A 21,842-nucleotide genomic window follows, 5' to 3' on the forward strand; every position below is an offset into this window, starting at 1 on the left:
GCTCGGACCCGCGGGCGATCCCGTGGAGCTGCCCTCGGTGGTCGCCGGGAAGCGTTTTGCCCTGGTGGGCGACGGCGAAGGAGTCGCCGGGGCGGTCAGGGACCGGCTCGCGGCGCTCGGGGCCACCTCGGTGGCCCTGGGCGCGGGCCATCCGCTCGTCGAGGAGGACACGCCGGTCGACGGTGTGCTGTACCTCGAGCCCCTGGCCCCGTCGGAGTTCGCGCTCCTGCCCGATGCCTTCCCGGTGCTGCGGGGCGCTCTGCTGCACCGCCCCCGGTGGCTGATCGCCGCCCGCCCGGTGGAAGGTGAGGCATCTGCCGGGAATGCAGCGCCGGGCGCTGCCGGCGGCCAGGTCCTCGGTGACGCCGCGGCGACCCGCGCGGCCGGACTCAACGGCCTCTTCCGCACCGTGGCCAGGGAGTACCCGGACACCGTTGCCCGGGTCGTGGAGATCGAGGGCGGCGGCCGCCTGCCGCCGGGGGAAGTCGCCGATCTGCTCCTGAGCGAACTGCTCGCGGACGGCTCCCACCCCGTCGTACGGCTCGGCGCCCGCGGGCGGTACGGCCTGGAGCTGACCGAGAGCGTCCTTGGTCCGCTCGGCGCCAAGGACGGCGATTCCTTGGGCGCGGCGGGGGCCGAGGCCCCCGCCGGGCTCGACCGGGAGTCCGTCGTCCTGCTCGTCGGCGGCGGCCGGGGCATCACCGCGAGCTTCGCCCGCGTCCTCGCGCGGACCACCGGCTGCCGGATCGAACTGGCCGGCAGGACCCCCGCGCCCTGCGGCCCGCAGGACCCGGCCACATGGGCCGCCGGGGATCGGGCGGACTTGCGTGCGGTACTCGCCAGGGACGCACGGGGCCGGTCGCCCGCCGAGATCGACCAGGCCGCCGGGAGGATCCTGGCGCAGCGCGAGATCAGGGCCACGCTCGAGGAGTTGGAGGGCTTCGGCAGCGCCGTGCGGTACCGCTGCGCCGACTTCCGCGACGCCGGCACGGTGTTCCGGACCGTGAAGGAGATCTACGCCGAGCACGGCCGACTGGACGGAGTCGTCTTCGCCGCGGGAGTGCTCGAGGACCGGCTGATCGCGGACAAGAGCCCCGAGTCGTTCCGGCGGGTCTTCGGCACCAAGGCGGGCGGCGCGAGAGAGCTTCTGGACGCACTGACCGAACTGCCCGAACCCCCCGGCTGGGTCGTCCTCTTCGGCAGCATCTCGGGTGTCCTCGGCAATCGCGGCCAGGCGGACTACGCCGCGGCCAATGACGCTTTGGAGTGCCTGGGCGGCCAGTGGGCGGCTCGCACCGGTCGCCGGGCGCTGACGGTCCACTGGGGACCCTGGGCTCCGGACGGGGCCCACTCCGGCATGGTCACCCCGGAGCTGGCGCGCGAGTACGCCAGGCGGGGCATCGGGCTCATCGATCCCCAGGAGGGTTCACTGGCCCTGCTGCGCGAGCTCGCCCAGGGCGACGCGTCGGTCGATTCCGTCGTCTACACCGCGTCGGGCCGGTGACATGACGCCCCGTCATTCTGCGCCGGCGCATTCTGCGCCGGTGGCCATCGTCGGGATGGCCGTCCTGCTGCCCGGCGCCCCCGGCTTGGCGGCCTACTGGCGCAACCTGCTCGACGGTACGGACGCCATCACCGAGGCGCCCGAAGGGCGGTGGGACACGGACTTCTACCGACCGGGGGCCACGGCGGGAACGGCCGCGCCCGACCGGGTGTACTGCAGACGCGGCGGCTTCGTGGACGAGTTCGCGGAGGTCGACGTCACCCGGTTCGGGATCACGCCCAACTCCGTTGCGGGGACCGAGCCCGACCAGCTCATCGCCCTGCATGTCGCCGCCGAGGCGGTCGCCGACGCGGGTGGCCGGGACCGGCTGCCGCAACGGCACCGGATCGGTGTGGTGCTGGGCCGCGGCGGCTATCTCACCCCCGGCCTCGTCCGCCTCGACCAGCGGTTGCGCACCGCCCACCAGCTCACCCGCACCCTCGGGGAGTTGCTGCCCGACCTCCGGGCCGACCAACTCGACCGCGTCCGTGCGGCGTTCACCGAGCGGCTGGGCCCCGACCAGCCCGAGGCCGCCATCGGGCTGGTGCCGAACCTCGCCGCCTCCCGCATCGCCAACCGGCTCGACCTTCGCGGCCCCGCCTACACGGTGGACGCGGCCTGTGCCTCGTCTCTCGTCGCCGTCGACCAGGCAGTGGGCGAACTGGCCTCCGGCCGCTGCGACATGATGCTCGCAGGCGGTGTCCACCACTGCCACGACATCACGTTGTGGAGTGTGTTCTCCCAGCTCGGGGCGTTGTCGCCGAGCCAGCGGATCCGGCCGCTCGACCGGCAGGCCGACGGCATCCTCATCGGTGAGGGCACCGGCGTCGTCGTGCTCAAGCGGCTCGACGACGCCCAGCGGGACGGCGACCGCGTCTACGCCGTCATCCGCGGTACCGGGGTGGCGAGCGACGGACGCGCCGCGGGCCTGGCCGCCCCGGACCCCGGGGGCCAGGCACTCGCCGTCCGGCAGGCATGGCACAGAGCGGGGCTCGACCCGGCGCAGGCAGGCTCGATCGGGCTGCTGGAGGCCCACGGGACGGCCACCCCGGCCGGGGACGCGGCCGAACTGGCCACGCTGGCCGAGGTGTTCGGCGCCGGGGGCGGTGACGACCGGCCGGTGATCGGCTCGGTGAAGTCGATGATCGGTCACACCATGCCCGCGGCCGGTGTGGCGGGGCTGGTCAAGGCGGCGCTGGCGGTTCACCACGGTGTGCTGCTGCCGACCCTGCACTGCGACGATCCCCACCCGGCGCTGGCGGCCACCCGGTTTCGCCCGCTGGGGAGCGCGGAGCCGTGGGAGACCACTCCCGGGCAGCCGGTCCGGCGGGCCGCGGTCAATGCCTTCGGCTTCGGTGGCATCAACGCCCATGTCGTGCTGGAGCAGGCTCCGCGGTCCCGCGACCGGCGCCGTGCGGCACCGGTGCCCGGCCGGGCAGCCGCCGTGGCCGAGCCGGAGCGGGTGCTCACTTTGGCCGCCGACACCCCGGACCGGCTCGCCGCGCTCTTGGAGCGGGAGGACTCGGCCGTGACGGCCGCCGGCCTCGACGGTGGTGGGCCGCCGCTCGTGGGCCGCGCCCGGCTCGGCATCGTCGCCCCGAACGCCAAGCGGCTGGCGCTGGCACGGCGGGCGGTGGCGGGCGGGCGCGCATGGCGGGGGCGTGGCGATGTGTGGTTCTCACCGAGCCCTCTGCTGGAGGAAACCGAGGGGGCGCCGGTCCCGGCGGGTCGGCTGGCCTTTGTCTTCCCCGGTCTCGAGGGTGACTTCGCGCCGCGAGTGGACGACGTCGCGGGGCATTTCGGGCTTCCCCTTCCCGGACCCGCCCTTCCCGGACCCGCCCTCCACGGCCACGGCGTACCGGCCGGTGCGCGCGACGTCGGGCGGCACGGGGCAGGAGTGATCGGCGTGGGCCGCCTGTTGGACGCGGCGCTGCGCCGCATCGGCATCGTTCCCGACGCCGTGGCCGGTCACAGCGTGGGTGAGTGGACCGCCATGGCGGCGGGCGGAATGTACTCGGGTGAGGCCGTCGACGCCTTCCTGGAGTCGTTCGACCCGGACTCGTTGACCGTCCCCGGACTCGCCTTCGCGGCACTCGGGACCTCGGCCGAGCGGGCCGTCGCCGAGATCAAGGAGTGGGGCGACGACCGGATCGTCCTGTCCCACGACAACGCGCCCCATCAGTCGATGGTGTGCGGACCCACCGAACCGGTCGGGGAGTTCGTGCGCTCCGTCCGTGCCCGCGGAGTGCTCTGCCGGGTCCTTCCGTTCCAGTCCGGATTCCACACCCCGATGCTGGCTCCCTACCTCGCGCCGATCAGACGGGCGGCGGAGTCCTTCTCCCTGCATCCGCCGGACGTTCCGGTCTGGTCGGCGACCACGGCGTCCCCGTTCCCGTCCGCAGAGGCCGAGACCAGGGCGCTGTTCGTCCGCCACCTGCTGGAGCCCGTCCGCTTCCGGGCACTGATCGAGGCCATGTACGCCTGCGGGTTCCGCGCGTTCGTCCAGGTCGGCGGTGGCCGGCTCGGCTCGCTCATCGGTGACACCCTGGGCGGGCGCGAGCATCTGGTCGTCGCCGCCAACTCGCCGCGCCGGGACGGGCTCGCCCAGTTGCGGCGGGTGGCGACCGCGCTGTGGGTCGAGGGCGTCCGGGTCCGCGCCGACTCACTCGCTCCGGTCGGCGTCACCGAGTCCTCGGGGCCACGTACGGCTCCCCCGTCCCGGACCGCGGTCCGGCCCCCCTCCCGGACCGCGGTCCGGCTCCGACTCGGCAGTGGACTCGTGTCGTTGGACGAGCGGAGCCTCGCCGGACTGCGCGGCTCGCTGAGGGGAGCCGGCAACGCCTTGCCCTACGGTGCCCCGGCGGCGCTCCGCTCGGTCGGCGGGCACCTCCCGGCGGCCGCCGAACTGGACGCCCTGCTGCGGGAGACGGCGGACGCCGCCGCCGCGGTGGTGGCGGCGGCCGGACCGGCGGGGGGCCTTGCGGCGGCCGCGCCCGCCGCACCGACGAGGACATCCGCATCGGCGACGGCACACCGACCCGTCCCGCCCCCCGGTCCGCCCCCGCCGGGCGGCGACGTCGCGAGCCCGCCCCCGGCCACCTCCTGGCGCACCACCGTGCGGGTCTGCGCCGAGGAGATGCCCTACCTGCTCGACCACTGTTTCTTCCCCCAGCGGCCGGGCTGGCCGGATCCGGCGGACCGCTGGCCGGTCGTCCCCGCCACCACGATCGTCCAGCACCTCATGGACGCGGCCGAGCGCGCCGCTCCCGGTGAGCGTGCGATCGCCGTGCACACGGCCAGATTCGACCAGTGGGTGACCGCCGCACCGCCGCTCACGGTGCCCGTGACGGCTGAACGGCAGGGCGCGGGACGAACAGCGGTCTCGTTCGGCGGCAAGGCCAGGGCCGTGGTCGAGCTGGCGCCCCGCTGTCCCGGTGACCGGCCGCTGCCCTGGCGGCCCGACCCGTCGGGTGAGCGGGTACCGCAGATCACCGCCGCCGAACTGTACAGCGAGCGCTGGATGTTCCATGGACCGGCGTTCCAGGGCCTCACCGAACTCACCGCCCTCTCCGACACCCATGTGCGCGGCACGATCACCACCCCGGCCGCACCGGGAGCACTGCTGGACAACGTGGGCCAGCTCCTCGGCTACTGGCTCATGGCCACCCACACCCGGCGGACCGTCGTCTTCCCCGTCCAGATGGGGCGGATCCGGTTCTTCGGACCTCACCCCGCCCCCGGTACCGAAGTGGTGTGCCTGATCAGGATCGTCTCGCTCACGGATGCCGCCGTCGAGGCGGAGGCTCAGCTGGTCATCGGCGGCCAGGTGTGGGCCGACATCACCGGCTGGCAGGACCGCCGCTTCGACAACGACCCGCAGACCAGGCCGGTGGAGCGGTTCCCGGAGCGCAACACCCTCTCGCGGCTGCGTCCCGGCGGCTGGTGCCTGGTGCACGAGCGGTGGCCCGACCTGGCCTCCAGGGACCTGATCATGCGCAACTACCTCGGCGGCGCCGAGCGGGCCGAGTACGAACGGCGTCCCCCACGTGGTCGCAGGCAGTGGCTGCTCGGCCGGATCGCGGTCAAGGACGCGGTGCGCCGCCATCTGTGGGAGCGCGGGGAGGGACCGGTCTTCCCGGCGGAGATCCAGGTACGCAATGACGCCCGGGGGAAGCCCTACGCGGTCGGGCTCCACGGGCGCGAGCTGCCCGAGCTGGACATCTCACTCGCCCATCGCGCAGAGACCGGTGTGGCCATGGTGCGCACCGGACGAGGAGCCACCGGGGCGCCGGGCGCCGCTGCGGGGATCGACATCGAAGAGGTCACCGAGCGCACCGAGCAGACCCTGGCCACCTGTCTGGGCGCTGAGGAGCGTTCATTCCTGGACGCCTTGTGCACCGCCACCGGTGAGCCGCTCGCGGTGTGGTTCACGCGGTTCTGGGCGGCCAAGGAGGCGGTCGCCAAGGCGGGGGGCTCCGGCTTCCGGGGGCGGCCCCGTGACTTCGCGGTGGTCGACGCGGGTCCGGGTCGGCTCGTCCTCGAGGCCCCTGCCGGTGAAGGGGCGGCCGGTGAAGGGGCGGCCGGTGAAGGGGCGCGCCGCCGTCACCGCGTGCGCTGGGAGCACGTCGTCAATCCCCCGGCGCTGCCGAGCAGGCAGTACGTCGTCGCCTGGACAACGGGTCCGGCCGACAAGGCCCCGGCCGACGAGCTCCCGGCCCACGAGACCCCTGCCCACGAGCTCCCGGCCCACAAGGACTAAGGAGAAGGCCAAGTGAGCACCAGCGAGCAGACCGGGACGATCCATGCCGACGACGGAGCGGTACTCGCCGATGTCGCAGGCATGCTCAGGGTGATCCTCGACGAATACGGCCCGGACGACACCGAGATCGGCATGGACACCACGTTCACCGGCGACCTGGAGCTCGAGAGCATCGACCTGGTCACCCTGGCGGGCGAGTTGCAGGCCCGGTACGGGGACCGGGTCAACTTCGCCGAGTTCGTCGCCGACATGGACCTCGAGGAGATCATCGCACTCACCGTGGGCCGACTCGTCACCCATGTGGTCATGTGCCTCAACTCCCCCGAGAACTCCCCCGAGGCGGGCTGACCATGGCGATGGTCCACACCGGCGACGTCGGGCTGCATGTGCAGCGGCTGCCGCCCACGGGCGGGCGGCCGGCCATCGCGACCGCGGTGCTCCTGCACGGCCTCCTCACCGACAGCCTGGCGAGCTACTACTTCACCCTCGCTCCGGCGTTCGCGGCGGCGGGAGTCGACGTGGTCATGTACGACCATCGAGGCCATGGCCGCAGCGAGCGGCCCGCCACCGGCTACGGCCTCGACACCTTCGTCACCGACCTCGAAGCGCTGCTGGACCGGCTGGAGTTGGCGGGACCGGTGCATCTGGTCGGCAACTCCTTCGGTGGCACGGTGGCCTTCGGCTACGCCGTCCGCAGACCGCAGCGGGTGGCCGGCCTCGCGGTCATCGAGTCGGAGCCCGCCACCGTCGGCTGGGCGCACAAGCTGAGGGGCCTGCTGGGGCGGGTCGAGGCCGAGTTGTCCGAGAACGAGACCGAGGTCCTCGCCTGGATCGCCGCCAACCGGGGCCCGCACACCGCCCGGCTGTCCAGATCGGCGGCGCGGCTGGTGCGCGCGACCACCATCACCCGGGAGATCCCCGCCAGCCGGGTGCTGAGCGAGGACCGCATCCGTTCGGTGCGCTGCCCGGTGCTGGCCGTCTACGGGGCCGAGTCCGATCTCGCGGTCCAAGGGATGTGGCTGTCCTCGCTGCTGCCCGACTGCCGGGTCCGGCTGGTGCCCCGGTGCGAGCACTCGGTGCTGGTCGAGGCGCCGGGGGTCTGCCGAGAGCTCATCCTCCCCTGGATCGAGGAGCACCGCGCGGTGACCGGAGCGGGGGCCGAACTCCGGTGAGCCGATTCCTGTTTGTCGTGCCGCCGCTGGTCGGCCATGTCAACCCGGCCGTGGGCGTGGCCGCCGAACTCGCCCTTCGTGGGCACCGGGTGGCCTGGGCGGGAGAGCCCGAACTCATCGGGCGGCTCGCCGGGGCCGGGGCCCGGGTGTTCCCCTGCGCCGGCCGCCGGGCCGAGGCCGCCCCCGTGGTGCGGCCCGCCCACATCCGGGGCCCGGAGGCGTTGCGGTTCCTGTGGGAGCGGTTCCTGGTGCCCTTGGCCGAGGCCATGGCGCCGGGGGTCACGGCGGCCGTGGAGCGGTTCCGCCCCGATGTGGTGGTGTGCGACCAGCAGGCCCTGGCCGGTGGGCTGGTCGCGGAGCGGCTCGGGGCGGTCTGGGCCACGTCCGCCACAACATCGGCGGAGTTCACCGGGGCACTGTCCGGGATGCCGAAGGTCCAGGCGTGGCTCACCGCACTCCTGGACGGTCTGCGCCACCGCGTCGGCGACCCGGCGTCCACCGCCGACCCCCGCTTTTCGCCGCATCTGGTGATCGCGTTCACCACGCGGGAGTTGTGCGGCCCGGTCTCGGGCTCGCACGGGCGCTTTCTCGGTGTCGGCCCCTCGATCTCGGCGCGTCCCGACGGGCCGGACTTCCCCTGGGAATGGCTCGACCCGGCGCGAGCCACCGTCCTTGTCACCCTGGGTACCGCCAACACCGACACCGGGACCCGCTTCCTCGCCGAGTGCCGTGAGGCCGCGCGCAAGCGCTCGGACCGCCTGCAAGCGGTGATCGTCGACCCCGAGGGCTCCGCGGCCCACCACAACGGCAACGGCAACGGCAAGGAGAGCGAGAACGAGAACGCCGCAAGCGTGGAGCCGACACCGGACAAGGACATCCTGATCCGACCGGCTGTGCCACAACTCGCCCTGCTGCAACGGGCCGCCGCCGTGGTCTGCCACGCGGGCCACAACACCGTGTGCGAGGCGCTGTGGCATGGCGTCCCGCTCGTCGTGGCCCCGATCCGGGACGACCAGCCCGTCATCGCCGGGCAGGTCGTGGACGCGGGCGCGGGCATCCGGGTGCGCTTCGGCCGGGTCACCGCGGATCGGCTCGGTGCCGCGCTGGACTCCGTACTGGACGATCCGGGACCGCGCGCCGCGGCCGGCCGGATCGGCGGGTCCTTCCGGGCCGCGGGGGGCTCCCCCGCGGCGGCGGCCCATCTCGAGGAACTGGCCCTGGAGGCGCACCGATGAACAGGAGCGAGCGGCGGGGCAGGCCCACCGAGGACACCCGCCGGGCCATCGCCGCCCGACGCGCCTCGTACCAGGAGGACTTGGCGCGGGGGGTGAGCCGGTTCTTCGAGCCGAGGCGCGAGAGCTGCCCGTGGTGCGGGTCGGGACGGTTGCGTCAACGCCTGCGGACCACCGACCTCCTCCAGCACAAGCCGGGCGACTTCGTACTCGACGAGTGCCGGGACTGCCGGCATGTCTTCCAGAACCCCCGGCTGAACGGCGAGGGCCTGGAGTTCTACTACCGGGACTTCTACGACGGGCTGGGCGAGCAGCACCTCGGCTCGCTGTTCGCCGGGAGGGACAGGACCTACCGGGGACGTGCCGAGGCCCTGCTGCCGTTCACCCGGCACCCGAAGCGCTGGCTGGACGTGGGGACCGGTCATGGCCATTTCTGCGAGGCCGCGGCGCGGCTCTTGCCCGGCACGTCGTTCGACGGCCTCGACTCCAGCGCCGGAGTGGAACTGGCGAGGCAGGCGGGGCGGGTGGAACACGGATTCCGGGGCGGCTTCGTGGAGTTCGCGCGCGAGCCGGCCGAGCCGTACGACGTGGTGAGCATGTTCCACTACCTCGAGCACAGCACCGACCCCCGGGCCGAACTGGCCTCGGCGCACCGGCTGATCCGGCCCGGAGGGCACCTCGTCATCGAGGTCCCCGACCCGGGCAGCCGCTGCGCCCGCCTTCTCGGCCGGTGGTGGCTGCCCTGGCTCCAGCCCCAGCATCTGCACCTGATCCGGGTGGAGAACCTGCGCGACCACCTCACCGCCCTGGGATTCACGGTCCTGGCCGAACAGCACTGCGAACCCCATGAACCGCTCGACCTGCTGGCCGCCGTATGGCTGTTCCTGGACGGCCTCGCCCCCCGTGAGGACGCTCCCTGGCTGCCGGCCCGCCCCACCGTCGTCCGCCGCGCCCTGCGCACAGCGGTCCTGCTCGCCGGCGTCCCCGCCCTGCTCCTGGCCACCCTCCTCGACCACCTGGCCAAACCCCTCGCCCCCCACCTGCGCCTGACCAACGCCTACCGCCTCGTCGCCCGGCGCACCTGACCCGGTCCGGACGACGCGACCGAACCCGGCTGCGACGACGTGGGGCCGCCGACCGGCGGCACGGCCGGCCGCTCGCATGCCCGTCCCACGGGCATGCGAGCGAGCGACTACCGGCTGTGTCCGCTCCACCCGGTTGCCGACATCCGCGAGTGGATGGAGTGTGATTGTCGAGGGGCGGAAACGACGATCTCGCCGGGAACCGATGACTTTTCGGCGCGGGACCGGTCGGTACAGGCAGACACCCCACAACGCAGGGAGGTACCGATGACCACCGACGGCTTCACCACGTGCCTGTGGTTCGACGGGCAGGCCGAGGAAGCGGCGAACCACTACCTCTCGATCTTCAAGGACTCCGAGCTCGGAAGGATCGGCCGCTACACCGAGGCCGGGCCGGGTCCGGCGGGATCGGTCCTGGTCGTCGAGTTCAAGGCCAACGGGCAGAAGTTCGTCGCGCTCAACGGCGGCCCGGAGTTCACGTTCAACGAGGCCATCTCGTTCCAGATCCACTGCGCCGACCAGGACGAGCTCGACTACTACTGGAGCAGGCTGTCCGAGGGCGGGGAGGAGGTCGCCTGCGGCTGGCTGAAGGACAAGTACGGCGTGTCCTGGCAGGTCGTCCCGGCCGAGCTCATCGACATGATCGGTGACCCGGACCCGGAGAAGGCCAAGCGGGCCACCGAGGCGATGCTCAGCATGACCAAGTTCGACATCGGGGCGCTCCGCAGGGCGTACGCGGGCGAGTAGCGGCCAGGGACGGCGGTCGGCCGGACCACGCGGTCCGCGGGTCCGGCCGAGTGGCCGTCATTCCTTCTGCGGCGGCCGGTCCTTCTGCGGCGGACGGCCTTCCCGGGCGGTCGGCCGGATGGGCTAGAGTCGCGCTCTCGCCCCCGTCACGCGTCACGTCCACCGCCGGGGAGCGTCCCTGGGGGGAAGACGACGATGCGGACCGAACACCTGGACCTGCCCGGATACGAGGTCCTCGACGTCCTCGGCCAGGGCGGTTTCGCCACCGTGTACCGAGCGCGCCAGCTGGCCGTGGGGCGGGAGGTGGCGCTGAAGATCGACAGCCGGGTGCTGTCCTGCGCCCGCGACCGGCAGCGGTTCATGCGCGAGGTCACCGCGGCCGGGCAGTTGTCCGGCCATCCGCATGTCGTCGCCGTGTACGACGCCGGTGTCCTCGCCGACGGCCGCCCGTACATGGTGCTGGAACTGTGCGCGGGGGGCTCCCTCGGTGACCGGCTCAAACGGCTCGGCCCCTTCCCGGTGCGGGAGGCGCGCGACGTCGGGGTGCGCATCGCCGACGCGCTGGCCGCGGCGCACAGCGCCGGGGTGCTGCACCGGGACATCAAGCCGGGCAACATCATGGTCAACCGGTACGGAGGGGTCGCCCTCGCCGACTTCGGCCTGGCGGCGATGCCCCGGCCGGGGCACGAACTGTCGGTCACCCGCGAGGCGTTGACCCCGGCGTACGCGCCGCCGGAGGCATTCCATCTGGCCGAGCCGACCCCGGCCGGGGATGTGTACTCGCTCGCCGCGACCGTCTACGCGCTCGTACTCGGCCGCCCGCCGCACTTCCCCGAGGAGGGAAGCCTCAGCATCGCGGAGATCATCACCCGGCACGGCGAGCCCGTACCCGACCTGCCCGGCGCACCCCGTGCGCTGACGCAGGTGCTCAGGCAGGCCATGGCGCCGGAACCCACCTACCGGCTGCCCAGTGCCGAGGCCCTGCGGGACGCCCTGGACGGCCTCGACCTCCACAGCGTGCCCTCGGCCGCGCGCGTGGCGCCGGAGAGGCCGATGGACGCGCCCGCGCCCGCGGCGCCTCCGTCCGTGACGCCCATCGCCTCCCCGCCCGCGGGGCCGGTGGATGCCCTTTACATCTCGTCCGCCCCGTCGAGCGGGACGGGCTCATCGCACGGAATGGGCTCGTCGCACGGGACGGGCGCGTCGCACGGGACGGGCGCGTCGCACGGGACGGGCTCATCGAGCGCAGGCACCTCGCGGACGCGGGCACCGGCGGTACGCGGCCGGAAGCGGAACCGCCTCCGGCCGCGGGTGCTCGTCCCGGTCCTGGCACTGGTCACGGCCGTCGGTGGCACGGGCGCAGTGCTGGCGTACCACAACGGGCCGTGGGCCGACGCATTCGCCTCGCCCTCCCACCGGTCGCCGGCCTCCTCCACGGCGGGTGGGGGCTCCCAGGGTGGGAGGACGGCGGCGAAGACCGACTTCAAGGTGCCGACGACCACCAAGAACTGCCCGGCGGCGGCCGTCGCCGGTGTCCATGCCCGATGCACGACGACCGCCGAGTGCTGGGGCGGCATGGTGGTGATCAGCGGGGTCGTCGACGTCAGCCGTTCGGACTGCACGGTCGAGCACCCGTGGGAGACCTTCGCCATCGCCCCACTGCCCTCGGACGGGATGACCACCGACCAGCGGGAACTGGCGAAGCACCCCGATGTCCGCGCCGTGTGCTCACGCGGCATCATGGTGAAGTCCCGCCGGGGCAAGGCGCTGAGGATCGCCCCGGCCCGGTGGACCGTCGATGTGGTCCCACCCTCCGCGACCGAATTCGGCGAAGGGCGGCGAGTCTTCCGCTGCGTCGCCACCGTCACCGGCAAGCAGTCGACCACCCCCTGGTTCCGGCCGCGCGCCACGGCGCTGGACTAGCCCGCCCGGCGCCACCGCACCCGCCGCCGGGGCACCCGGCTCCACGCCACCGCCACCGGGGGCCGTCGTGGGGCTCACTCGCCGGACAGGGTGTCGCGCGGTCCGCGGCTCTGCCTGGCCACCAGGGAGGAACCGCCGCGGTTGGCGACGGCTCCGAGTTCCGCAAGGGCGCCGCGGGCGCCGGACCGCTGCGCGCAGTCGGCGGCCACGGCCACGACGGCGGTCCGGGCCCCAGCCATGGAATCCGCCGGTCGACCGCCGCGCAGGCGTACCGGCCTACGGCGGCGCCGACGCCTCGTCCGGCGGCACCGCGCATGGCCCGACCCAGATGCTGGTGATCGCGCTGACGTAGCGTGCCCCGCACCGGTCGGAGGGGACGACCAGCTGACTGCCGTCCGCGTCCAGGGCCCGTCCGTCCATACGCGTGGCCAGCAGGATCCTTGCGTTGCCGAAGTCCGCGTCGATCTCCGCCCACGACAGCACGGCGTGGTGTCCGTCGCCGCCCGCGACCGACACCAGGAAGCGGGACCGGTCCTTTCGGCGGTGCGCGTCGAACGCTGGACCGGCGAAGGTGAGGACCTCCCGCAGCAACGGGCCCTCGAATGTGTGGTGCTGGGGCCCGCTGGTGGCGCAGTCGAAGACGACGTGGACCCGTTGCGGGCTCCACTGACGCAGATCGGCGACCGTGAGCGTTCCCGGATGATGCAACTCGCCGCACAGGCTCAGGGACCTGGCACGGATGGGGACGGCGGGGACTGACGCGTCCGGTCGGCTCATCGGCTTGCCCCTCCAGCATGAACTCCCGGTCTCCGGCGCGGTCCGCGCCACGGCTCATCATGGTGATGCCCAGGGTCGGGCGACGGGAATCGAATATGCAAGCCTGATGGAGGTTTTTCCTTGCTGATGCGACCTGAATGAGCCTTTCAATCCCGCAAAGGCGGATCGCGTTCCAGCGTCGCCGGGAGGCCCGGACGTCAGGCGAGCCCGCCCAGCAGCTCGGTGATCTCCTCCACGTACTGCGGCAGTTCGGACTCCTCGTAGGCCGCCCGCGCCCGCTCCCAGTGGTCCCGTGCCTCATCCGGCCGGCCCATGGCCACCGCCAGATGACCGAGATGGTGCAGGGCACGCGCCCGGCCGACCGGATGCCCCCGTCGGCGGAAGACCTCGAGCGCCTGCTCGTACCGGTCCTGGGCCACCTGGTGGTTCCCCAGCCTCCGCGCGGTGTCCCCGAGGTTGTGCAGAGTGTTCCCGCAGGCCTGCTCGTCCCCCAGCTCACGGAACAGCGCAAGCGCCGCGTCGTAGGTCCTCTGCGCCTTCTCGTACTGGCCGTCACGCCGCGCGGCGGTGCCCATGCTGTGCAGCGTCATCGCCTCACCCGCACGGTCCCCGAGCCGGTGGTAGAGCTCCAGCGCCTCGGCGAACGCGTCCAGCGCCGACTCGTAGCGCTGCATGTTCTTCAGGAAGTCGCCCTTGCTGTACAGGGCCTGGGCCTCCTGAGCGCTGTCGGCCGTCAACGAGGCGAACTGCAGCGCCATTTCGCAGACCTCCAGGCCGGCGTCCCAGTCCTGCCGGCGGCGCAGGAACCAGCTCACGTTGTGGGCCAGCGGCAGCGCGACTGCCCACCGCCCGCGCACATGGGCCAGATGCAGGGCAAGCCTGAGGTTCATGCGCTCGGTGTCCAGCCAGCCCTCCGCCCCGTCGTCACGCCCGCCGGCCCGAGCCGCCTCGACGATCCTTTCCGTCGCGTCCCGGGCGGCATCGTGGTAGTGGACCAGCAGGCGGTCGGTGGCGGCCTCGACGGTCGCCTCGTCGTCCTCCTCCTGGCACCGGCGCTCCGCGAACAGCCGCAGCAGGTCGTGGAAGCGGACCCAGCCACGCGGCTTGCCGGGCTCGAGCATGTGGGCGGCGCGTAGCCCCCGCAGCACCTTCCGCACCGTCGGCACGGGCAATCCGGCGAGGGCTCCGGCGGCTTCGACGCTCACCTGCTGCCCGAGGTTGACGGACAGCAGCCGGAAGGTCCGGGCCTCCTCGGGGGTCAGCCTGGCGTACGACAGCTCGAAGGCGGCCGTGACCAGGCCGCTTCCGCCGTACGACAACTCCTCCAGGCGTGTCGCCCGGTCGCGCAGCGCCGCCGCGAGTTCGCCGATCGTCTGGTCCGGGTCACCGGCGAGGATCGACGCCACGACAGCCAGCGCGAGCGGAAGGTGACCGCACAGCCCGGCGAGGTGGCGTACGGCGCCGGGTTCGTCCAGGGCCCGGGTGTCGTCGGGCCGGCGTATGCGCAGCGTGCGGGTGATGAGGGCGGCGGCCTCGTCCGGCTCCAGCACGCCGAGGTCCACGATTCTGGAGCCGGGAAGATCGGCGAGGACATGACGGCTCGTCACCAGGGTGCGATGGATCGCGGCGCCGGGCAGCAGGCAGCTGATCTGCGCGGTGGACGAGGCGTTGTCGAGCACCACCAGCACCGCCTTGTGGTCGGCGGCGAGTTCGGCGAGCTTGGAGCGGTACAGCGACAGCCGCCCGTCGAAGGTCGGCGGGAAGAGTTCGTCGGGGACACCGAGGGCGCTGAGGAAGACGGACAGCGCGACATCGGGCCGGACGTGGCGATCGCTGTCGTAGCCCTGGAGGTTGACGAAGAGAGCGCCACCGGGGAACCAGCCCGCCGCCAGAGCGTCATGGGCCGCGTGCAGCGCCAGGGCGGTCTTCCCGACGCCCGCGGTGCCTGCCAGCGTGGACACCACGACCGGGCAGCCGTCCGAATCGGGGCGAAGCGCGGCGGCCACGGTCTCCAGGGCCGGGTCCCTGCCCGTGAACTCCGCCACCGCCGGGGGCAGTCCGGCCAGCGCGGTGGGCACCGGGAGCGTGAGATTGAGCTGTCCCACGTGGCCTGCCTGGACGACAGAGCCGCCGACGGTTCCGCTGAGGTCGTTGGACGACTGGTTCACGAGCTCTTTCTAGCCCAAAGGCGCCGGGAGGCGTGAGGAACCGGCCGTATCAGCGGCCCCGCCGGCCCTCCCCCGCATGCCGGGTGACGTCGGCCATACTGGACCCATGAGCGGCCTTGCATCCGGCGGATTCCACCTCACGGAGACCCAGTTGGCCGTCACCGCCATCGTCGTGTCGGTCCTCGCGGGTGGCATCAGCATCTGGCAGTCCCTGCTCGCCAGGCGTCAGGCGCGCACCGCCGAACACGATGTGCGGGTGGCCGTCGCCACCTACCGCCGCGACCAGTTGCTGCGCATCGTCGACCTGGTCGCCGACCTCGTCGTCCTCGACCAGGACGGCAAGCAGGGCACCCAGGACTGGAAGCGCGTCCAGTCCAGGCTCACCGCCGACATGGCCGGCTGGCAAGGGGAGTTGCCCCGCTGCCGCGCGGTGGCCTCCGCCTCCGCCGTCCTGGCCCAGGCGGACATCGAAAGAGCGCACCGTGAGGCGGTTCTGAGCGCCGAGAGCTACCGGGTCGGCGAGTGAACGCTGTCTCCGGGGCGCCGGGCGGCGCGACCGCGGCCGACAGCCGCCCGTTCGCCCATCAGGACCGCTGGAGGCGCCGGCTGGAGCCGGGCGTCTTCCCGGCGATCCGGCGCGACATCCTGGACAAGCGCTTCCTGCCGGCCGTGCTGAACCAGCGCGACGGGGCAGCGGCCCGCGTCGTGTTCGTCAACGGCGAGGCGGGCTCCGGCAAGAGCGTCCTGCTGGGGCAGCTCCACGACGACCTCCTGCCGACGCACGGCGCGGGGCTGGCCCTGCTCCCGAGCAGCGAACTGCGCCTGGACGACACCGCCCCCGGCGCGGGCGGCATGGCGAGAGCGTTCGCGGAAGCGCTGGGCAGGCCGGGCGACCTCGTCGCCGACTTCCGCAGGCCCGAGCGCGGTCCGCGCAAGGCGCTTCTGCTGGACACCGCGGACCTCATTCTGACTCCGCAGCGCGCGCCCGACTTCGTCGCGCTCCTGCACGACCTGCGCGACAGCGGTGTCACCAGCGTCGTGACCTGTAGAAAGCGTGACTTCGAGACGCTCGTGCGCGGGGAGCTGAACAGCGACGGGCGGCCGGCCATCGTCGCGGAGCTGCCCGGCCTGACGAAGGACGAGGTCCGGCGCTTCGCGTTGGAGTACCTCGCCCGATACGGCATCCAGCCACCCATCGGCGCGGAGCGGTTCGCCGAATCCTTGCTCCTGCTGTCCGACGGCGAGGCGGGCCGCACCTTCCTGGAGATCGTCAGCAGTCCGCTACTGCTGTCCATGCTCTGCCAGATCTTCGGTGACCGCCACAGCGGCGACATTCCCCCCACTCTGACCGCGAGCGACCTGCTCGCCGGCTACTGGCAGCGCACGGTGAACGACAGCCGTCACCCGGACGACCGCCAGGCGCGCCGCCTGCGCAAGGGGGCACTGTGCTTCTCCCTGGCAGGCGAACTGTGGCGCGAGTCCGACGACACCCTGTGCGAATGGATGTCCAGGGACGCCCTGGAACGCGACGAGGCGAGTGCCCTGGCGCTCGACGAACTCCTCAGCGAGGGCTTCCTCGTGGAGGACAGCGACGCCCCGGTCCCCCGCATCGCCTTCCGGCACCAGGTCCTCACCGAGTACGCGATCGGGCGCTGGATGTTCTCCGGCAAGGAGGGCGAGCGGGCCAGGACGGAGCTGCTGGACGGACTGCGGGCGGGCAGCGACGAACGGGCCACCTCGTGGCCGGTGGCGCGCCAGGTGCTCACGATCTCGCACATCCAGGACAAGCTGCCCCGATTCGTTCGGGGGTTCGACCTGTCCGACCACTCCGCGTTCCGCAATATCGCCTTCGCGGCCGCGGCCGGCAACGCCCCCGCGGTGACCCGGGCACTGCGCGAGCAGGCGGAGAAGACATCACGGGAGCATCTGCGGGTCTTCCTCGCCTCCCTGCGCGGCAGCTGCCCGGCGGCGCTCGACACCGCGTGGAACGAGGCGACGCACTTGCTCACCAGCGGTACGGAACCGGCGCTGTCGTTCGAGCTGGCCACGGTCCTCGGTGTCCTGGCCGTGCGCCGGCCGGGCCCGTGCGCCATCGCCGAACCCCTGCGCGTCCTGGGGTCCATGAAGGTGAAGGCGTCCTCGGGGGTGCGGGACGAGGCGGGTACCCAGCAGAGATCGGAAAGCCCGGTCTTCCATCTGCTCCAGCCTCTCCTGCAGGCACGCCGCCCCGTCGACCTCGCGAGCACGCGGGTCATGGTCGGACAACTCGGCACCACCACCTTGCGGGAGCAGTACCTGGCGCTCCATCTCCTGCCGGACACCCCTGCCGAGCAGGCGGAGCTCGTCCAGCGGTGGCTCCTCGAGGTTCGCGTCGGGGTGATGCTGCCCATGGAGAGCAGCGCCGAACTGGTCGCCCGCTATCTGCGGTGGCCCACCGAGGAGGGAGAGCCCTCCCCGGGCTCCGCGGCGCAAGCCCGCCTGGCCAACCTTCTCCTCGACGGTCCCTTCGACAGGCACCCCGAGCTCCGCGCCAAGGTCGCCGCCCGCAGGTGCGCCTCGTCGAAGGCACTGCGCCGGACGCTGATCGGGCTCTTGGACCAGCCTCTGGAGACCGGCGCCGGCGAACGGGTGATCAAGGCCTGCGCCCTCCTCGCGAGCAGCGGCCATGCCTCGGATCTGGCCGAGCACCTGTTGCGGGAGCGCACGGACGACTCGTTGCCGTCCACTCGGGTCACCGCAGCCAAACAGCAGGCCGCCGTCGCCGCGCGGCTGCTGCACTCCAGCACACGGATCGCGGAGGAGCTGCGCCCGGCGCTCCTGCGCATCCTGCGTCCGTCGCCCGACGCTCCGCCGGACCGCCCCCGCCGCTTCGTGGAGGCGGCGGCGGGCCACATCCTCACCTGCGACGAGGCTCTGGAGCTGATCGGCGGCCTCGCCGCGGACAAGCGGCTCGAGATGATCGATGTGTTCCTCAGGGCGGCCACTCCCGAGACCGTCAGGGCTTTGCGGGAGCCGCTGCTGTCGCTGATCGACTCGGCCGGCGGGGAGAACGACGAGTCCAGGCGCGACAAGGCACGCATCCCCGTCTACGACGCCGACCCGGCCGGCGCGGACAGGATCGCCGATCTGGTCTCGCTCGGCGCCAGGACCCACGACCTGGCCACCGCCAAGCTCGTCTGCACCTATCTGGAACGCCATCGCGCGACCGGTCTCATCACCGACCCCCGTTCCCTCATCCCCCTCTTCGGCCGGCCGTGGCAGGGGATCCGTATCAGGGCCATGCGCATGGCGGCCGAGGCACTCAAGGAGCATCCGGACCGGGGCACGGCCCGCGCCGACGCCATGGCCGAGCGGTTGGCCCGCACGGTCGTCGACGACGGCAGCACCGGGTGGACGGCCTCCGAGCTCCAGGCCCGGCTGAGCCTGCTCGACCACAGCGTGCGGACGGCGCACACCGTCCCCGACCGCACGGCCGAGGGAGTGTGCGCCACGGTGGCCGAGGCGCTGGACAACCAATTGCTGGGCGGTGAGCCCGCGGCGGCGGCGATCGTCCTGCTGCGTACCTGCTTCGAGCAGGGCCATCCAGGGCTGGCGCGGGACGCTCCGCGGCTTCTGCTGCGCATGCTGTCCGAGCAGCCGATCGGAGACACGAGAACCATCCGCCAGGCCCTGTCGGCCTTCGCGGTCCGCGCCGTCAACCGCGGGGCACTCGGGCTGGACGACCTCACCCGGCGGATCCCGCACTGGCCCGCGCTCACCCAGGCACCCGTGGTCACCGCCGTGTTGACGACTTCTCCCGGAGGAGCCCGGGGAGACCACGCGACGGCTCTGCTGCGTCACCCGGAACTGTCCGACGAGGCTCGGGCACTGATCGTGCGAGGCCGGTCGTAAGGACGGGACGTGAGCGCCGAGGAGCCTCGGGGTTCGCGGTGATCACGACCCGGTGCCCGCCGGGGGTTCTGGGGCGGTGTGGCGCCGTGACACCTTCGCGCCACCCGCGTGCCACCGGCGCTGCACCGGGGCGATGGATGCTCTTCACAGCAAAGACCGCAAGGGACCGAGCGGAGGTGAATGAGATGAAGGTTTACGTGAAGCCGGAGGCCAAGAAGGTCGACCAGGGCACCATCGTCGCTGCCGTTCGCTAGCGGTGATCAACATGCCACGCCTCCCTCAGCGGCAGGCGTGGCATGTTCCGCCCCATGCCACGGATCACACGGGAATCGGAAGCTTCATGTGCGGAATTGCGGGATTCGCCCACACCGATGGAAGTGCCCTCGCGGCTCCGGCCGACCGGATTCTGCGCGACATGGCCCGTGCACTGCGGCCACGAGGCCCGGACGACATGCAGTTCCACCACACGGACCAGGCCTGCATGTCCTTCACCCGGCTCGCCCTGATCGACCCGGAGGGCGGGCGGCAGCCGTTCATCAGCGAGGACGGAAATGTGATCCTCGCCTGCAACGGCGAGATCTACAACTACAAGGAGCTGCGCAAGGCCTTCGAGGGCCGCGCGAAGTTCCGCAGCGAGTCCGACTGCGAGGTGCTCCTCCATCTCTACATGGACAAGGGCCTCGACTTCCTCGACGACGTCCGGGGGATGTTCGGCATCGCCGTGATCGACCTGCGCGAGCAGCGGCTGCTGCTCGCCCGGGACCGGCTCGGCATCAAGCCGCTCTTCATCCACCGGCGCGGTGCCACGGTGCTGTTCGGTTCGGAGATCAAGGCGCTCTTCGCTCATCCGGAGTGCCCGCGAGAGGTGGACTGGGCGCGCTCGCTGGCCGACCAGGGCCTCAGCGCCGCCCCGGTCATGGTGGACGACGAGCCCGTCACCTGGTTCAAGGGCGTCGACCATGTCCCGTCCGGCGCGATCATGAGCATCGGCCTGCGTGACGGCGCCACCCGTGTGCACCGCTACTGGGACCTGCCCACGCCTGCCGAGGCGGGCGACCTCCCCGAGAGCTACTTCGTGCAGAGCATGGGCGACCTGCTCGCGTCGTCGGTGCGCGAGTGCCTGACGGCCGACGCCGAGATCGGCGTCTTCCTCAGCGGCGGCCTCGACTCGGCGGCGATCACCGCCCTGGCCGCCCACACCGAGCTGCACACCTTCTCCGCGCTGACCGGCAGCACCGTGGTCAACAAGGACGCGCAGTACGCCCAGGAGACCGCCTCCCTGCTGGGCCTGCCGCACCACCAGGTGGCCTTCGGCGCCGACCGCGTCCCCTCTCCAGACGAGTGGCGGCGCCTGCTGTGGCTGATGGAGACACCGCAGTGCGGCCCGGAGCAGTTCTACAAGAGCGAGATGTACCGTTTCGCCCGTGCCGAGCGGTCCGAGCTCAAGGCGATCCTGCTCGGCTCCGGCGCCGACGAGTTCAGCGGCGGCTACAGCGTCAGCCTCTCCGGCAACGGCGACTGGGAGGACTTCGAGGCCAACTTGCGCACCCTGGCCCGCCGCAAGGCCCTGGGCACGCAGTCCCCGGTCGCCATCTGGTGGGAGGGCACCGACCTGCCGCTGCTCAGCGACGACGCCGTGAACGCGTACGTGCCCGACGCGGTGGACGACCCCTACGGCGCCTATCTGGCGTGGAAGTTCCGCGACATGCAGCAGTACAACTTCTGGGTCGAGGACCGCACCGCGTCGGGAAACGGCGTGGAGGCGCGCGTCCCCTTCCTGGACCACCGCATCATCGAGCTGCTGGCCAGCGTGCCCCGCTCGTACCGCAAGCGGCTCTTCTGGGACAAGCAGGTCATCCGCGAGGCGGTCCAGGACGTACTGCCCGCCGAGGTGATCAGCCGGCCGAAGCTGGCGTTCTACGAGGGCGAGGGGGTCCGCCACACCCACCGCACCTTCACCAGGATGCTGGCGCTGGGCGGCGACGAGTTGGTCGAGGAGGCGCTCTCCTCGCCGAGGGCCGCCCAGTACCTCGACGGAGGCAATATCCGCGGCGCGCTGCGCCGCCTGGAGCACAACCAGGGCTCCGGCCATGTCGAACTGCTACTGCGCGTGATCAACCTGGGCCTGCTGGACGTGATGACGGTGAACGTCCCCGGCAGCCGCCCGGCGCCCGGTCCCGCTCCGTACGAGTTGCGGGTGAGCGACTTCGAGGGACCGCAGATCCAGGAGCTGTTCCCGCGGACGCGGATCGAGGAGACCACCGTGCTCCGTCTCGCGGACGGGGTGCTCGTCCTGGACGACTCCCAGGAGGCGAAGACCTCGTACGTCGTGATCGACGGTACTGTGCGCTTCGTCATCGACCAGCTCACCCACGCGGACTGGCTGCGGCTGCTGCGCGCCTTCGACGGCCGCCTGCCGCTCGCCGAGGCCGCCACGGAGGCCGACTGCGATCTGTCGGCCCTGCGGCCGCTGCTGGACGAGTCGCTCGAAGCGGGCCTGCTCGAAGCGGTCCCCCGGGCGGCCCCGGCCGCGGGCTGACCCGCGAAG

The 21,842-nt window shown here is 72.5% G+C and carries 14 protein-coding genes; 11 read left to right on the forward strand and 3 right to left on the reverse strand.

Going from position 1 to position 21,842, the window contains the following annotated elements; genetic code table 11:
* The 8 genes from IEY86_RS03890 to IEY86_RS03925 all read left to right on the forward strand — a co-directional run.
* The coding region (locus IEY86_RS03890; RefSeq protein ID WP_189130077.1) for an SDR family NAD(P)-dependent oxidoreductase at positions 1–1,504 on the forward strand (1,504 nt) is incomplete at its 5' end.
* A gap of 1 nt (position 1,505) precedes the next feature.
* Entirely contained in the window at positions 1,506–6,302 is a 4,797-nt protein-coding gene (locus IEY86_RS03895; protein ID WP_189130078.1) for a type I polyketide synthase, read from the forward strand.
* Between the two features lie 12 nt (positions 6,303–6,314).
* Positions 6,315–6,650: an acyl carrier protein gene (locus tag IEY86_RS03900; RefSeq protein ID WP_373286948.1), complete on the forward strand. Its 336-nt coding sequence runs from the start codon at positions 6,315–6,317 to the stop codon at positions 6,648–6,650.
* 2 nt (positions 6,651–6,652) lie between these two features.
* Complete coding sequence (locus IEY86_RS03905) at positions 6,653–7,474, forward strand: alpha/beta fold hydrolase (protein ID WP_189130079.1); 822 nt, start codon at positions 6,653–6,655, stop codon at positions 7,472–7,474.
* Positions 7,471–8,709 carry a glycosyltransferase gene (locus tag IEY86_RS03910; protein WP_189130080.1) on the forward strand — a complete coding sequence of 413 codons (1,239 nt, stop codon included), beginning with the start codon at positions 7,471–7,473 and terminating at the stop codon, positions 8,707–8,709. Before IEY86_RS03905 ends, IEY86_RS03910 begins: the two co-directional genes overlap by 4 nt.
* Positions 8,706–9,791: a class I SAM-dependent methyltransferase gene (locus IEY86_RS03915; protein ID WP_189130081.1), complete on the forward strand. Its 1,086-nt coding sequence runs from the start codon at positions 8,706–8,708 to the stop codon at positions 9,789–9,791. The genes IEY86_RS03910 and IEY86_RS03915 overlap by 4 nt, the downstream gene beginning before the upstream one ends.
* Before the next feature lie 264 nt (positions 9,792–10,055).
* Positions 10,056–10,535, forward strand: coding sequence for a VOC family protein (locus IEY86_RS03920; protein ID WP_189130082.1), 480 nt, complete (start codon positions 10,056–10,058; stop codon positions 10,533–10,535).
* Between the two features lie 195 nt (positions 10,536–10,730).
* Positions 10,731–12,458 carry a serine/threonine-protein kinase gene (locus IEY86_RS03925; protein ID WP_189130083.1) on the forward strand — a complete coding sequence of 576 codons (1,728 nt, stop codon included), beginning with the start codon at positions 10,731–10,733 and terminating at the stop codon, positions 12,456–12,458.
* A gap of 74 nt (positions 12,459–12,532) precedes the next feature.
* On the opposite strand, the gene IEY86_RS03930 is transcribed toward IEY86_RS03925, so the two are convergent.
* The 3 genes from IEY86_RS03930 to IEY86_RS03940 all read right to left on the reverse strand — a co-directional run bounded on the left by IEY86_RS03930 (position 12,533) and on the right by IEY86_RS03940 (position 15,403).
* Positions 12,533–12,697, reverse strand: a complete 165-nt coding sequence (locus IEY86_RS03930) for a hypothetical protein (RefSeq protein WP_189130084.1) — start codon at positions 12,695–12,697, stop codon at positions 12,533–12,535.
* 37 nt (positions 12,698–12,734) lie between these two features.
* On the reverse strand, positions 12,735–13,235 hold the full coding sequence (locus tag IEY86_RS03935) for a molybdopterin-dependent oxidoreductase (RefSeq protein ID WP_189130085.1): 501 nt from the start codon (positions 13,233–13,235) through the stop codon (positions 12,735–12,737).
* 197 nt (positions 13,236–13,432) lie between these two features.
* A complete protein-coding gene (locus IEY86_RS03940; protein ID WP_189130086.1) occupies positions 13,433–15,403 on the reverse strand; it encodes a tetratricopeptide repeat protein in 1,971 nt (656 codons plus the stop codon).
* A gap of 106 nt (positions 15,404–15,509) precedes the next feature.
* Here IEY86_RS03940 and IEY86_RS03945 point away from each other — a divergent pair, with 106 nt between their 5' ends.
* The 3 genes from IEY86_RS03945 to asnB all read left to right on the forward strand — a co-directional run bounded on the left by IEY86_RS03945 (position 15,510) and on the right by asnB (position 21,833).
* Complete coding sequence (locus IEY86_RS03945) at positions 15,510–15,929, forward strand: hypothetical protein (RefSeq protein ID WP_189130087.1); 420 nt, start codon at positions 15,510–15,512, stop codon at positions 15,927–15,929.
* Positions 15,926–19,294: an NACHT domain-containing protein gene (locus tag IEY86_RS03950; protein WP_189130088.1), complete on the forward strand. Its 3,369-nt coding sequence runs from the start codon at positions 15,926–15,928 to the stop codon at positions 19,292–19,294. The genes IEY86_RS03945 and IEY86_RS03950 overlap by 4 nt, the downstream gene beginning before the upstream one ends.
* Positions 19,295–19,634: 340 nt before the next feature.
* On the forward strand, positions 19,635–21,833 hold the full coding sequence (asnB, locus tag IEY86_RS03955) for an asparagine synthase (glutamine-hydrolyzing) (RefSeq protein WP_189130089.1): 2,199 nt from the start codon (positions 19,635–19,637) through the stop codon (positions 21,831–21,833).
* The last annotated feature ends 9 nt before the right edge of the window (positions 21,834–21,842 follow it).

This window comes from Wenjunlia tyrosinilytica (assembly GCF_014646055.1).
GTDB classification, from domain to species: Bacteria; Actinomycetota; Actinomycetes; order Streptomycetales; family Streptomycetaceae; genus Wenjunlia; species Wenjunlia tyrosinilytica.